Origin of the sequence: Bacillus sonorensis NBRC 101234 = KCTC 13918, from assembly GCF_001592005.1 — a bacterium.
Classification (GTDB): domain Bacteria; phylum Bacillota; class Bacilli; order Bacillales; family Bacillaceae; genus Bacillus; species Bacillus sonorensis.
Genome location: NZ_BCVZ01000007.1, coordinates 19081 through 33854 on the forward strand (window position 1 = coordinate 19081; position 14774 = coordinate 33854).

Below are 14774 nucleotides of genomic sequence, written 5' to 3' on the forward strand. Positions count from 1 at the left end.
ACAACATATGTATCGGCTTACTTTCAAGAAAATTCAATATTGTAGGTCTTTTGATATAAAAAAAGATTTTACCTTGAGTTCGGCAAAATCCTGATATGATCGTCAAGCTTTATTTTCATGAGCTTTGAACAGTTCGATAATTGATTTTTCTTCTTCGCTTAGCGTATGGTTTTTGTTAAAGCAAATCGACACGTGAAAGTATGGAATGACCTCTTCGTCAAGAGGGATTTCCGCAATCTCCTCCGCATCTGACACGACCATTCTGCTCAACAGGCTGATCCCGCAGTCGACGGCAATCAAAGCTTTAAGCGTCTGGATTTTATCCGTTTGATAGACGACTTTCGGCTTGATACGATATTTTTTTGAAAAATATTGAAAGGCTGTGCGGTGTACAAATGATTGGCCGAGAACCAGCATCTTTTCATGTTCTAATTCTTGAAAGTTGATGGACTCGCGCCCGCTGAACCTATGCTGTGCGGAGGTGCAGATCACAAGCTCTGAGCGCGTGATGGGGATGCTGATGATCTTGCTGTTTTGGATAGGCGAGGACGAGCCGATGATCGCCAAATCAAGCTTATTGTCTTCGATTTTTTTCATGAGCAGCTCTGAACCGTCTTCAACCAAATTGATAAACGGCAAAAGCCCTTGATCATCAATCTGCTTCATTATACCGGCGGCATAATAGCCTCCGATGATCGGCGGCAGACCAAGGCGAATCGTCGGATGATTAAACTCTCTTATTTCCCTGACGGTATTTTCGACTTCTGTTAAAATATGTTCGGCTTTTTTCTGCAAGTACTGACCGGCAATCGTCAGTTCAACGGAACGGTGCGATTTATTGATCTCGAACAGTTTAACGCCGAGTTCATCTTCGAGGCGGTGAATCGCAAACGTCACAGAGGGCTGTGACACATAGAGGGCTTCTGCGGTCTTTGTAAAACTTCTCGTATAGCAAAGCGTCTGAAAATACTCTAAATCTTTTAAGTTCATCTCAAAGGTGTCTCCTTTATTAAAAGGCTATCATTTACAAATGATAGCCTCCTTACCGGAATGCTTACAAGTGACAGTTTTGTTAATATCGCGGTTTCCAGATGGAACGGCTGACTTCTTCTTTCACATCGGCGATGTCTCTTTGATTGATGCCGTCTTTTATCGCTTGAGCAACAACCGCTTCCGCGACGACTTTTGATACGTTTTGCAAATCCGCAACAGGAGGAAGAATAGAAGCGCCTTCCACTTTAGGATCGACCAATTCGCCTACTGCCCGGGCGGCAGCCGAAAGCATGTTTTGCGTGACGATCTTCGCTTCGGCCACGATGATTCCGAGGCCCAGTCCAGGATACATCAGTGCGTTGTTGCCTTGGCCGATTTGATATGTGACGCCATTGTATTCGACATCATCAGACGGAATGCCGGTGCACACCAGCGCTTTGCCGTCCGTCCATTTGATGACGTCAGCCGCTTTTGCCTCAATCAGTTTTGTAGGATTTGAAATCGGGAAGATGGCCGGACGCTCGACATGCTTCGCCATTTCCTTTATGGCCTCTTCGGTAAAGGCGTTCGGCGTTGTTGACGTTCCGATCAAAACGGTCGGCTTCACAAATGCGATAATGTCTTTCAAATCTTTAAGTGTTTTGCGATTTAATTCAGCTTGAGGGCGCGCGAATTTCTTTTGTCCGTCCGTCAAATCTGGCAAATCATCTGTCAGAAGCCCCTGTTGATCCACTAAATAAAACCGCTTTTTCGCTTCTTCATGCGTGATGTCATTCGTCCGCAGCATCTCTTCCAAAATTTGATTGGCGATTCCGATGCCCGCTGTACCCGCTCCGAAAATCAGCACTTTTTGCTGATTCATCGGGAGCTTTGACACTTTCATAGACCCTAACAGCGCCGCCAAAATGACAATTCCCGTTCCTTGAATATCGTCATTGATCGTACAGATGGTTGATTGATATTTTTCGAGAATCTTGGCGGCATTGGAGCGGCCGAAATCTTCCCAATGAAGCAATGCTTTCGGAAATAAGTTTGTGACTTCTTTCACAAATTTGTCGATAAATTGATCGTAAGCCCCGCCTCTTATCCGTTCGTGTTTATTTCCCAGGTAATTTGGATTGTCCAGCAGTTCTTTGTTGTTTGTTCCGACATCAAGGACAACGGGCAAAACCTTGCTTGGATCGACGCCTGCCGCAGCTGTATAAACGGCTAATTTTCCTGTCGCAATCTCAACGCCGTTGATGCCGCAGTCGCCCATTCCTAAAATCCCTTCGCTGTCCGTGACGACGATCAGGCGGATATCCCGGCCATCGGCAAAGCTTTCAAGAGCGTCTTTGATATGTTCTTGATCATGGATCGAAAGATAGACGGCATCTGGAGAAACAAAGCGGTCACTGTATTCCTCAATGGCATCTGCTACGACGGGATCATAGACGACAGGCATAAATTCGACAAGGTGTTTTTCCATCGTATAGTAAAACAGGGTGCGGTTTGTTTTGTAAATATCCATTAAAAAGATTCGTTGTTCAAGCCGTGATGACTTGCTTTGATATTGGCTGTAGACTTGCCGCTCCTGTTCTTCAATCGATTGAACGACCGGCGGAATTAAACCGTTCAGTCCCATTTCGTCCCGTTCTTCCTGCTTAAATCCGGTTCCTTTATTTAATAATGGGTTAGCTAAAATGCTCACATTTGACATATGAAAAACCTCGCTTTATCAATTTTTTTACATGATTCCGATGATATTCCACCAAAGCAAACCAAGGCCCGTCCAAATCGCAAACGTCAAGAGAGAGACGGCAAAGCCCAATCCAAACCACGCTTTTGTTGAAACATACTCAGAACTGAAATAGAGCGGTCCGGCCAGCGTTCCGTAGTTCGTCGGCTGTGCGCAAAGCGCCGTCAAAAAAGCCAAATACAACGCCGAGGCAACAGGCGGAGCCCCCATGCCGACCAAAATCGCCAAAAACGGCGCATAGAAGGCATTGACATGAATGATCAGGCTTGTAAAGAAATAATGGCTATAGTAGTAAACAAACCCCAATACAACGAATGCCACGCCCCATGACAAACCGTGGACTTCAGCACCGACCGTCTGGCTGAACCATTTAATCACGCCGAAGCGGTTCAGCTGGGCGCCCATCATTAATAGCGGCCCGAGCCAGACAAGCAGATTCCAGGCGCTTTTTTGTTCGGGGATGTCAGACCATTTGATGACGCCGAAGAAGACGAGCATCGTCACGCCGATAAAGGCTGCAACCGTCGTCGAGACGCCGAGCGCATTCCCGAATATCCACAATAAAATCATCACAAGAAAAGAGAGCAGCATATAGATTTCCGAACGTTTCACAGGCCCCATCTTCTCCAATTCTTTTTGGGCCATTACCGGTGCATCAGGCATTTCCGTGATTTCCGGTTTATATAGAACATAGATAACCAGCGGGATCACGATTAACGAAACTGCCGCAGGCAAGAGAGCCGCCAAAGCCCACAGCCCCCAGGAAATATGGATGCCTGCTTGCTCTGCCAAAGACACCGCAATCGGACTCGTCGAAATCGCCGTTAAAAACACGGCCGATGTCAGCAAATTCGTATGGAATCCTAAGAAAATCAGAAATGAGCCAATTTTCCGCGATGTACCAAGCTTCGGATCAGATCCGTATGATTTCGCGAGCTGCTGGATAATCGGAAAAATGATCCCCGCTCCCCGCGCCGTATTGCTCGGAATGGCGGGCGACATCACCAGCTCGCATAACACCAGCGCATATCCAAGCGTCAGCGTCCGTTTACCGAACAACTTGACAAACAGATAGGCAATTCTTAATCCGAGTCCTGTTTTTGTAAATCCGATCGCCGCGCAATATGCAGCGACGATTAACCAAATCGTGCTGTCGCTGTAGCCTGAAAAGGCAACTTCAGCGCTGACTGTATGCGTCACGGTCAAAATGATGACATCAATAAATGCATAAAGTCCAAGCGGAGCCGCATTTAAAATGCAGCCGACAATCGTTGCCAAAAACAAGGCCAGCACATGACCGCCCTGAGGAGAAATGCCTGACGGATAGTGGATAAACCAAAACGCCGTTCCGATCATGATGGAAATCAGAAAGGGAATAGGTTTAAACGCCATCTGCCGGGCCTTTCTTTCAGGATCGCTTCCCTCAGCCACAAGTATCAACTCCTTATTCATTTTGGGTACGCTGATATTGTAGTCACGCCGCCCGGCCAAAAACCCCTATAAAATTTTTATACGATAATAAATAAAACTAATGCAGCCCGTCCCGCAAGGCTGTATGGCATACTGATAAATCTTTCTTATCGGCCTATAAATAAACGCTATTTGAGAGTCTTCTCCCGGCCGCATTATGATTTAACGTAGGGAATATTTCATTTCAATAAATAAAGAAAAGAAGGAATGCATATGAACATTTGGACATCGATTTCAAGCGTCATTATTATTTTGCTATTGATTTCTTTAGGATTTGTTTTAAATGAGAAAGGCTGGTTTGTGGAAGGATTTAAGGGGAGCATTTCAAACCTGATCACAAAAATAGCGTTGCCCTGCTCCATTTTCGTATCGGTATTGAAATTTTTTACAAAAGAAAAGCTGATCGACTTATCCGGCAGCTTGATCTGGCCGCTATGCGGAGTCATCATTTCCTATATCATTGCCTTTTTATTTTCTAAAATGCTGCGCACCAGACAAGGCAGAATCGGCACATTCAGGGCTTCATTTGTCAATGCGAACGCCATTTTTATCGGACTGCCGCTGAACATCGCCTTGTTCGGTGAAAAAAGTCTTCCATATTTTCTTGTCTACTATATTATAAATACCGTTTCACTCTGGTCATTAGGCGCCTTTTTAATCGCCAAAGACAGCATCGGCGGAGACCACGGAACCCAAAAGATTGCGTTCAAACAATTATTGTCCAAGCTGTTGCCGCCTCCGCTTCTCGGCTTTATCATTTCGATCGTTTTCCTCTGGTTTGAAATACCGGTTCCCGAGTTCGCCAGCTCAGCACTGACATATGTCGGGAACCTGGTCACACCGCTGTCATTGATTTTTATCGGAATCGTCTTAAATGAATCCGGCCTGAAAAGCATCCGTTTTGACAAGGATACGATCGGCGTTTTATTGGGGCGCTTTGTCATCTCGCCGCTCGTGCTGTTTTTGCTGCTCTTGCCGATCCCGCTTTCTTCACTGCTGAAGCAAACATTGATCGTACAATCGGCTACAGCGACGCCGACCGTCACCCCGATGCTTGCCGCAGAAGCAGGCGGGGATGTCGACTTTGCGACCAATACCGTTGCGACAAGCACGATCCTCTTCATGTTCGTCGTACCGATATTGATGCAGCTTTTGCAGTTTGTATAAACATCAATAAGGAAGAAGGCTGACCTTCTTCCTTATTTTTTAATTCCTGCCGGCAAAGTAAACGGTGGAAATAAGCATGGATACACAATGCAGAATATATAAACCCGTTATTAAAAAGAATGAAAAAGAGATTCCTTTGTAAAGGATGGCTAATACCCAGGCTATTAAGATTCCAACCATTGTGATGTTCCAAGAAAGCGTTTTTGCCTGATAACGAATTTTTTGATGACGCTCATTGAACAGCCTCATTTTTTGATTAATACGTTTGTTAATAAAATAAGCAATGATCATACCTGCCACCCCAATCCCTATACCAGACAGAGCAACCAACATGTTAAGCATATGTTCAGTCAATGTTTTCATCCCCCTCAAAAATGAATAAATCTTCAATCAAACACTCAAAAATTTGTGCCAGTTTATGCGCCAAAACAAGTGAAGGCTTATACTTTCCCTTTTCAAGCGAAATGACTGTTTGCCTGGACACGTTTAGCTTTTTTGCCAGTTCTTCCTGCGTCATGTTGAACGAAGTGCGCTTTTCCTTTATTAACGTCTTCATATGACCTCCAGATGAAAAATGTAAAGTTGACCATACGTCAAGTTTACTTTACAACACAAAATGCAAAAAAGGATAGATCAAGCAGGTGTTCCTCCTGCTCATCTATCCTTTAAATTGGACTGCTGTTTTATTACGCGTCTAAATCGACGTTATGGTAGACTTGCTGAACATCTTCCAAATCTTCCAGGGCATCGATCAGTTTTTCAAATTGAGCTTGGGCATCCTCCGGAAGCGTCACTTCGTTTTGCGCAAGCATCATCAGCTCTGCGACGGTAAACTCGGTGATTCCGGCGTTTTGCAGCGCCTCTTGCACGGCATGGAATTGATCAGGCTCGGCGTAGACGATTACAGCGTCGTCTTCTTCGATAATATCGCGGACATCGAGATCGGCTTCCATTAACAATTCAAGCGTTTCATCCGCCGTTTTGCCTTCAAAGCCGATGACAGCCGTCGGATCAAACATGTATGCGACAGATCCGCTCACACCCATATTTCCGCCGTTTTTTCCAAATGTGGAACGAACATCAGCCGCAGTCCGGTTGACATTGTTCGTCAGCGCATCAACGATCACCATCGCGCCGTTCGGCCCGAATCCTTCATAGCGCAGCTCGTCATAGTTCTCTTCAGAACCGCCCTTTGCCTTTTCGATCGCCCGCTCAATAATCGCTTTCGGGACATTGTACGTTTTCGCCCGCTCAAGCACGAACTTCAGCGCCTGATTTGATTCGGGATCCGGCTCGCCCTGCTTTGCCGCCACATATATTTCACGTCCGAATTTGGCATATATCCGGCTCGTATTCGCATCCTTCGACGCTTTCTTTTCTTTTATATTGTTCCATTTACGGCCCATGATGTAACCACTCTCTTTCGTCTTTCATTCACAAAATCTATTATACCGCAGGGCTGTGCGATTTCATCAAATTGATGCATCGAATTTGCGACATTTTTTTGGAAATCTGCTAGGATGCGAGATTTTGGCTGTCTTCTTTCATAATCACGGTGACAAAAATCCCGGCGATCACAAGCATGATTCCGATCAGATGAATCACGGTAAATTGCTCCTTCAGGACGAGGCCGGATAAGACGACGGCGGAAACGGGCAATACCGACGTGAAAATCCCGGAAATCCCGGCAGAAACCTTCGTCACGCCGCTGTACCACAAGTAAAAGGCAAGCACCGTGACGATCAGCGCATAATAGAGTACATATGACCAATCAAGAACACCCGGCGTCGTGAAATCGAAAGACAGCGCTTCGATGACGGCAAACGGAAGAAAAAACAAAAACCCGAACAGCGACACAAACGTTGCAATCGCCAATGCCGAAATATGCGGGGACAAAAATTTCGCCAAGAGCGTAAACAGCGCCTCGCCAACCACCGCCGCCGCGATCAAGAGGTTCCCGATTAAAACGTGCGGGCTTCCGCCTCCGTCTGCCCCGAACAGATTGATCGTCATCACGCCCATGACAGCGAGCACGATTCCAATCGCCATCCGCTTTTCGATTCGCTCTTTCAATAGAAAAAAAGCCAAAATCCCGACAGCCATCGGCGTCGTGCTCGTAATAATTCCGCTTTCCATCCCCGTCGTCAGCTTGACGCCGTAAAGCATGCAGACGCTGAACAGAAAAACGCCGGTAAACGACTGCATCAGCAGTACAAACACGTCTTTTTTCGTCAGCGCCGGAAACCCCTTTTCAAAAACAATAAGCAGCACGATCAAAACGGCCGCCGCAATCAAGAATCGAATCCCTGACGAAAGAAACACCGGAATCGTTTCGACCATCAGCTTCCCGACGACGACCGAGCTGCCGACGATCGCCATCGCGAGCGCCATTGAGATGTAAGCCTTCAGTTGATGCTTCATCCATCTTCTCCTGTCTTTATGTATTTAGGAAAATTGTATCAAATTCCGGGCGGCATTTTGGATTTTTTTCCGCTTTCTTTCGCTAATACCTTGATGATCAGGCTCAGTTGATAGATTCCCTTTTCAAGGTCCTCAAGAGAAGCAAAAGCATAGGATAACCTGATAAAATTCCCGTTTTCCTGCGCATAGATGCTCCCGGAATTCAGCAGAATGCCTTCTGCCAATGCTTTGGCATAAAGAGATTTCATCGACAGGGTCGGCAGTATGTTCAGCCAAATAAAAAAGCCGCCCTTCGGCACGTTCCATGACGCAAATCCTTTCAAGTGTTCTTCCAAAACCTCCAAGACAAAGTCCCTTCTCTTTTTGAGCTGTTCCCTGACGTTTTCAAGGTGCTTCTGATAATGTCCGTTTGTCAGCCATTCAGCCGCCACTCTTTGAGACAGCGAGCTTGAACCGTAGTCTGTCTGCATTTTAATATCTGATAAGCGTTCGATGACAGGCTCAGGCCCGACGATCCATCCGATTCTGAGTCCCGGGCTCAGCGTTTTTGAAAAGCTTCCGATGTATAAGACATGCCCGTTTTGATCCATTGACTTGATCGGAGGAGGCGGGGCCTGATCGATCCACAGCTCGCGGTAGATATCGTCTTCAATGATCGGCAGCTGTTCCTTTTCGCTCAAACCCAAAACCTCTTCCCTCCGCTTTTGGGACATTAACACGCCGGTCGGATTTTGAAAACAAGGGTTGGTGTACAAAATCGACCTGCCCCGCGGAGCCGCTCCGATCATTTGCGGCAAATGCCCGGCTTCATCCATCGGCAGCCCCGAAAGCTTCATGCCCGCCGATTGGAAGACGTGCAAAGAATAAAGGTAGGACGGGCGATCCAAAAACACGGTCGATCCGCTTTGCAAAATCCCCATGGAGATGAGCTGCAAAGCCTGAAGCGCACCGGAAACGATGAGAATCGAAGCCGGGGACGCTTGAATCCCGATCGTTCGCAAATAACGGCTGAGCGCCTCTCGTAAAGGAAGATAGCCCTTTGGCTCCTCATAACCGAAAGCCTCCAGACGGTGAGCCACCTTCCCCATCATCTCCTTCATCACAGACAATGGAAACATGTCTTTGGAAAGCTCGCCTTTGCTAAGCTGGACCAAAGCCGGATTTGATTCCGACTGGTTGATTTCCTGAACCGTCTTCCGGCTCGGCTGCTGAAACCCGGCGGCGACATACTTCCCCCAATCAGGCGACGAACGGTTGGCCAACAGCGTCCACGTATTGCTGACGACGACCGTCCCTTTCCCCATTCTGCCTTCAATCAGCCCGTCTGCCGCAAGCTCCTCCAAAGCCGTGATCACCGTGCTTCTGTTCACATTGAATTGCCGCGCAAGTGTGCGCTGGCTCGGTATCTTGCTTCCGATCGGCCATTCGCCATTTCCGATTTTCTCTTTTATATACTCAATAATCTGTTTGTATTTTGGACGTTTCATGATCGATCTCCCTGACGCAAAGTGGTTGGCTTTATTTTTTTCAAACTGGTTGAAGCCATTTTACCAAACGTTTATTAAGATGGATACCACACAAATCAACTGGTTGGTTTTTAAAAAGGAGTTTGAGGATACATGCAAAAACAAACGATTCAGCTCACCTTGTCATACTGCATCATGATCGGTTTATGGGCCTCCGCGTTTCCCGGAATCCGCGCAGGTCTTACGCATTATACCCCGGAGCATCTCGCATTGCTTCGCCTGCTTATAGGCTCTTTGGCGCTTTTGCTCATCGCCGTATTCACCCGCATTCGCCTCCCGGAGATAAAGGATGTTCCGATGATCTTATTGCTCGGATTTTTAGGATTTTCCGCTTATCACATGCTGCTCAACATCGGCGAACAAACGGTGAGCGCCGGGATTGCGAGCCTGCTCGTTGCGACAACGCCTCTATTTTCCGCCGCATTGTCCGGTCTGTTTTTCCGCGAAAAGTTCGGATCTGTAAAATGGGCCGGGTCTTGCTTCAGCTTTTTGGGCATCGGCTTGATCTCGCTCGGTACAGGGAATTTCAAACAATCAGCCGCGGGAATTTTACTGATCTTGCTGGCCGCTTTTTCTGAAAGCGTCTATTTCGTCCTGCAAACGCGCTATATCCAAAAATACGGCTTCATTCCGTTTGTCATCTATACAATTTGGGGAGGAACCATTCCGATGCTCGCGTTTCTGCCTGGATTAGGCGAAGAGCTGATCAATGCGCCGCTTCATTCTACAGCCAGTGTCCTGTATTTAGGATTGCTGCCGACTGTGGTGCCGTATTTTGCCCTTGCCTATATTACGTCGCGGGTCGGTGCTGCGGAGGCGACGGTTTCGTTGTATGTAACACCTGCTTTAACGCTTATCATCGCGTGGGTATGGGTCGGTGAAGTTCCCTCTTTTTTTTCGTTGCTTGGAGGGGTGATGACGATAGCCGGTGTATTGTTTGCATACTGCAAAATGGGAAAATACCAATAGCACTGAAGCCAATCAAGCTAGGCATAGCCCTGGTCAATCACGCTTGAGTGCTTCTTGTTTTTATATTCAATAATGACAAACGATTGCGTCTGGTCATCAAATGCCAGCGTATCGATCCGAAAGCCGGCCACTCGAAACTCAGACGCAATCAACCTGATGCCTAATAATTGTTTTAAATTCTTCTCACATAGGTCCGGTATGTCTTTTTCTTTCCTAAATGGTTTTTCCCGGATTTCTTTTAGATCTTGATGGTGTAATTGAAAGAGATACATGGCTGCGCTCCTTACGTTCATTAAGAATAAACGACATCATTTTCTAAAAGCATCTTCTTCAACAATCCGCTCGGTTTATTCGCGCTGTCTGATAAACAATTCATATCCCCCATAACAAGAAAGCTGTCCTTCGCCCGGGAGACGGCAACGTTTAAAAGACTTTTATTCGCGTCTATGAAAAAGCAGCCGTCATTTTTGCCGTATACTGTCGACATGATAATGACCTTTCTTTCTCCGCCTTGAAACGTATGTACCGTTCCGACGTCGATAAACGGTTTTATATCCGGCGACAATGCTCGTTTAATGGCGAGAACTTGCATTTTAAAAGGGGTGATGATCCCGATTACACTTTCCGGATTGTCTTTATGATAAGCATTTCGAATTTTATAGAAGTGCTCGTTAATCCATGCGGCGATAGCCCTTGCTTCTATTTCATTATATCGGCTGCCCGCTTTTTTGCTCGACTGTTGCGAATCAACTTGTATATGGCCAAGTGGGGGAATCGATAATTGAGCCAACGGAAACTCATCATCTTCAGCCGCCCTCCCTCTCATTGGCTCAAGTTTTCCTTTGTAGACAAGCTTATTGCAATAATCGATAATGTCATCATAGCAGCGCCTGTGCTCGCTTAAAAATAAACCGCGCTGCTGATGTTTTTCGTATTTGCAGCTTTTGCACGCCACCCTCATCACACTTGACTCCGACGTATTCAATCCAAGTTCGCGAAGCTTCTCAAATCGGCCAACCGATGTGATGACATCATTAGAAAGCGCTAATGACATATCCAATGTTTCGTTGATATTCCACACAGGTTCAATCTGATAGACATCTCCGACAACGACAGCCCGCTTGGCAAGCGAAAATGAGCATGCCGCAATCTCAGGGGTCACCTGCCCTGCCTCATCTACGATTAGCAAATCAATATAATTGTAGAGAAAATGCTCTTTCCCGTTATCATAAGACAAAAGCATTTTCGGCAGCTGATAAAAGGTCATCACAAAACAAGGGGCCAACATACTTAAATTTGTATAAAACTGATTTAACACGTTTTCGAAATTTCTGCCCTTTTGTTTTTCCGACAGCCTTTTCTCCGAAAGCCATCTGCACTCATAGTAATGAACGGCCAGCCAAAAGGAAGCGTATTTGATCGTTGTATCTAAAAATTCGTTAACTTGATCTAAAGAAGCAAATGAACCAGGATATTCTTCAAGAATGTTTAGGGATATGAGTTCTTCTATTAATTTCTTATACTTTTTGGTTAATTCTCTGATTTGTTGATATGTCGCTTCAACCTGCTTTATTTTTTCTCTCGCCTTTTTTGCTTTCTTGCTGTATAGAGAAATAATTTCATCAAGATTCATCGACTCATCAATGAAACCTTCATCAGGCTGGATAAAATACCGGACATGACTGACTAATTTTTTCTTAAAGAACGGAAAAAACTTGAACAAGCGAACGAAAAATGGCAGGTTTGAAAAGTGCGTCTGCCACGCTTTTATTCTTTGTTGAATTGCTTGAAATGTGTTTTCCCACTCGCTTTTTTCAGCCGTTAATTGCCTAAGATATGTATCCATGGATACTCCCTTTGGAGCCATTTGATCATATTCAGAGAATAGGAACAAAATCTTTTGTCTGATCTCCTCAATCGCTGCTAATCGATTTGAAATCGTCTGCTCGCATTGCTTAATGTCAGTGTGGTTTATGCCAAAATAACGATTGCATTCTTTGAACAACTTTTCGGCGGATCGCTCGATATTTTCCTTGCCTTCAACTTCCTCAAAAAAGTTCTCTCCCCGAGGATTCGTATATTGAAACCCTTTTTCTTTAGCCTCTTTCTCCTTGCTGCCGGACGGAAAATAAACAGCAAAACTGTCTGCTCCTTCGACCCAACGCTGTTCAAGATTGCTGTTTTTCCACTTTGGTTTGATCTTTCCGAATGATTCGATAATATTGGTGACCGCCTGATTGTTTGTTGATGAAGCGACAATGACAGGAGGTTTTTCTTTTTTCAATGCTCTTTTGACATAGAGATTGGCAACAAGCGATTGCAATAACGTCGTTTTCCCTGTACCCGGAGGACCGTTGACAGCCAGAATCTCTCCCTCTTCCATGTGATTGAAATGGTTCAGACACTCCCTTTGCGAAGGTGATAAAGGATATTCCCCGCCCATTTGCCCGACATGCTTCTGCATCTCTGACATCCGGTTTGGAGTAAGGGGCGATAAAGTGGTGAACTCCTGGTTGAGAAAATTTTGATAAAGCCGCAGATTGTCCGGCTGGCTGGATAAGAGGTGATCATATAACTTTAATATATTTCTAGTTGCGTTGACGGAATCGTCCTTCATAATGTAAACATTATTCTCCAATTCAATATCGTTAATTGTATTTGAGCTGATGTTACTTTCAGTAACGGTCTCATACAGATCTTTCGCAAAATCAAAATAGCTTTTCCAAGTAAGATTGTTTTCCAGCCTTTGATAATTGTTGCTCATAAATTCATCAAAATCATTGACATAGCCGATTGCAAGCTCCTTGTCAATGATCGGATGAAGATGCTCTCTCGGAATCCACGGATATTTGCCTTCTGACGGCAACAATACACCATTAACAGTCAAAACCGCCGGAATATAAAGAATGCCGCTCATGTCTTCAATATTCGTATCAACCTTCTGCTGCCCGTCAAAATTCGTTTTTATCGTCTTTGCCACAATGATAACATCCAGTTTTCCTGAAACATTTTTGCGATCTGAGAGGGCGGCGTAGTGCTTACTGTCGATCCTTCCTTGAATGATGCTGTCTAAATCTGAAATCATAAAACGACTGTTTTTAAAGTTTATTTTTAGTTTCGCAGCCACGCTATCGCGAAAATACTTGGTTACAGTTTGGGGTGACATCGCTTTTCCTCCTGATGTATGAAGAAGTAATACTACATCGTATTGGTAATGATAATAATTAATAACAATTATATCCTAAATGAATATCGGGATAAATATTGATAATGGGAAAAAGCGGTTTGAGCCGGTTTGAATTTCCGGCAAAAAAAGAAGCCTACAAACCGATATTACCCCCCTGCAGGCAATTCCGCTGCTTGAACATTCCCTGACGCCATATTGTGGCTTTGGGATAAAGCAGCTCCGCCTAAGACTGCAGCCGTTAACGCTCAGCAAAGAATGACTTTTTTCATTACAATTCCTCACTCCCTAATGATCTCATTTTATTTTCGGCTTTCATGCTATTTTGGCAAATTCCAGTACTTTCTTGTAATCTCCTTTATCTTCATTTGGGAAACGCTCCTTCTTTTCAAAAACAAGAAACCACTCGCCTTCCACAAAGGCAAGTGGTTCAATTATCATTTATTTTAATTGCTGATAAGAAATCAATCGATGAATATGGACCGCCAAGTACGTTAGTTCATCATTCGGAATGACGATTCCGTGTACCTGCTTGATATAATCCTTAATTTTGAAAGCTACATCCATTGCTTGCGGGTATAAATTAGCAATTTGCTCAAACAATTCATTCTCCTGATCTGCCAGCAATTTATCAGCGTAAAATCTTTCAACGAAAAATTTAACGTGTGTGATAAATCGGCTGTAATGAATATTTTCTTGATCCCATTTCATGTTTAATGTATAACGGACAAGATTGACAATACTCCCGATCATTTTTGCATATTTCATTCCGTCTTTTGATTCTGTCTCTTCACCTAACGCATTGATTAAGTGGAACGCGATATTTGCCGCTTCCTCTTTCGGCAATTGGATCCCCAGTGTTTCATTGATGAGCTGCAGCGCATAATTCCCTGCCTCAAACTCTGCCGTATAGTAGTTTTTAATTTCCCAGTAGACGCGATTCGTAATATTGATGTTCTTTTTATAACGCTCTACTGCAAAATTCAAGTGATCCATTAATGTGAAGTATACGCCGGAATTCAGCTTTGTTTTTAATTTTTCTTCTGCGTGCTGAACAATTTGCTGGGTCAACTCAATAAATTCTTGCGGTATTGAATCCAACAGTTGGAGAAATTCTTTTGCCTTCATATTGTCTACTGGCATAAACACTTGATCAGCCTGTTTTTCTTCAATCATATTCCCGGGCTTTTGCCCGTAACCGATGCCCCTGCCGCATAAAACCATCTCCTGACGGTTCTGATCTTCAGCCAGTACCACACTCGAGTTTAAAACTTTTTTTATTTTAAACATCGCCATCACCTTTTCA

Annotated in this window: 14 protein-coding genes and 1 pseudogene; 2 read left to right on the plus strand and 13 right to left on the minus strand. The window is 44.8% G+C overall.

What is annotated here, in order from left to right; translation table 11 throughout:
* Positions 1 to 102: 102 nt before the first annotated feature.
* From BTR1S_RS10390 to BTR1S_RS10400, 3 genes are all read right to left on the minus strand, one after another.
* Positions 103 to 990, minus strand: a complete 888-nt coding sequence (locus BTR1S_RS10390) for a LysR family transcriptional regulator (protein ID WP_006637388.1) — start codon at positions 988 to 990, stop codon at positions 103 to 105.
* Positions 991 to 1072: 82 nt separating this feature from the next.
* Positions 1073 to 2692 carry an NAD-dependent malic enzyme gene (gene maeA / locus BTR1S_RS10395; protein ID WP_006637387.1) on the minus strand — a complete coding sequence of 540 codons (1620 nt, stop codon included), beginning with the start codon at positions 2690 to 2692 and terminating at the stop codon, positions 1073 to 1075.
* Between the two features lie 27 nt (positions 2693 to 2719).
* Positions 2720 to 4162, minus strand: a complete 1443-nt coding sequence (locus tag BTR1S_RS10400) for a DASS family sodium-coupled anion symporter (protein WP_029419873.1) — start codon at positions 4160 to 4162, stop codon at positions 2720 to 2722.
* Positions 4163 to 4414: 252 nt separating this feature from the next.
* On the opposite strand from BTR1S_RS10400, the gene BTR1S_RS10405 reads away from it, so the two are divergent.
* A complete protein-coding gene (locus BTR1S_RS10405; RefSeq protein ID WP_006637385.1) occupies positions 4415 to 5368 on the plus strand; it encodes an AEC family transporter in 954 nt (317 codons plus the stop codon).
* A 39-nt stretch (positions 5369 to 5407) separates the two neighbouring features.
* Here the strand turns inward: BTR1S_RS10405 and BTR1S_RS10410 are convergent, their stop codons facing one another.
* The 5 genes from BTR1S_RS10410 to pdxR all read right to left on the minus strand — a co-directional run bounded on the left by BTR1S_RS10410 (position 5408) and on the right by pdxR (position 9276).
* A complete protein-coding gene (locus BTR1S_RS10410; RefSeq protein ID WP_029419874.1) occupies positions 5408 to 5722 on the minus strand; it encodes a DUF2178 domain-containing protein in 315 nt (104 codons plus the stop codon).
* Entirely contained in the window at positions 5715 to 5924 is a 210-nt protein-coding gene (locus tag BTR1S_RS10415) for a helix-turn-helix transcriptional regulator (protein ID WP_006637383.1), read from the minus strand. The genes BTR1S_RS10410 and BTR1S_RS10415 overlap by 8 nt, the downstream gene beginning before the upstream one ends.
* A 130-nt stretch (positions 5925 to 6054) precedes the next feature.
* Positions 6055 to 6774 (minus strand): YebC/PmpR family DNA-binding transcriptional regulator, encoded by a 720-nt coding sequence (locus tag BTR1S_RS10420; protein WP_006637382.1) that lies wholly within the window; start codon positions 6772 to 6774, stop codon positions 6055 to 6057.
* A 109-nt stretch (positions 6775 to 6883) separates the two neighbouring features.
* Entirely contained in the window at positions 6884 to 7789 is a 906-nt protein-coding gene (locus BTR1S_RS10425; protein ID WP_029419875.1) for a DMT family transporter, read from the minus strand.
* 38 nt (positions 7790 to 7827) lie between these two features.
* A complete protein-coding gene (gene pdxR, locus BTR1S_RS10430) occupies positions 7828 to 9276 on the minus strand; it encodes a MocR-like pyridoxine biosynthesis transcription factor PdxR (RefSeq protein ID WP_029419876.1) in 1449 nt (482 codons plus the stop codon).
* A 132-nt stretch (positions 9277 to 9408) separates the two neighbouring features.
* Here pdxR and BTR1S_RS10435 point away from each other — a divergent pair, with 132 nt between their 5' ends.
* Entirely contained in the window at positions 9409 to 10284 is an 876-nt protein-coding gene (locus BTR1S_RS10435; RefSeq protein WP_029419877.1) for a DMT family transporter, read from the plus strand.
* Between the two features lie 17 nt (positions 10285 to 10301).
* Here BTR1S_RS10435 and BTR1S_RS10440 read toward each other — a convergent pair whose 3' ends face one another.
* From BTR1S_RS10440 to BTR1S_RS10450, 5 genes and pseudogenes are all read right to left on the minus strand, one after another.
* Positions 10302 to 10556, minus strand: a complete 255-nt coding sequence (locus BTR1S_RS10440) for a hypothetical protein (RefSeq protein ID WP_006637379.1) — start codon at positions 10554 to 10556, stop codon at positions 10302 to 10304.
* Positions 10557 to 10576: 20 nt separating this feature from the next.
* Positions 10577 to 13450, minus strand: coding sequence for an AAA domain-containing protein (locus tag BTR1S_RS10445; RefSeq protein ID WP_029419878.1), 2874 nt, complete (start codon positions 13448 to 13450; stop codon positions 10577 to 10579).
* Positions 13451 to 13617: 167 nt separating this feature from the next.
* Positions 13618 to 13704 (minus strand): annotated as a pseudogene (locus tag BTR1S_RS21875) (PhrK family phosphatase-inhibitory pheromone); the annotation flags it as partial.
* Positions 13705 to 13783: 79 nt separating this feature from the next.
* A complete protein-coding gene (locus BTR1S_RS23220) occupies positions 13784 to 13909 on the minus strand; it encodes a hypothetical protein (RefSeq protein WP_255265711.1) in 126 nt (41 codons plus the stop codon).
* Positions 13910 to 14758: a PRD domain-containing protein gene (locus BTR1S_RS10450; RefSeq protein ID WP_029419879.1), complete on the minus strand. Its 849-nt coding sequence runs from the start codon at positions 14756 to 14758 to the stop codon at positions 13910 to 13912. It lies immediately after the preceding gene.
* Positions 14759 to 14774: the final 16 nt, after the last annotated feature.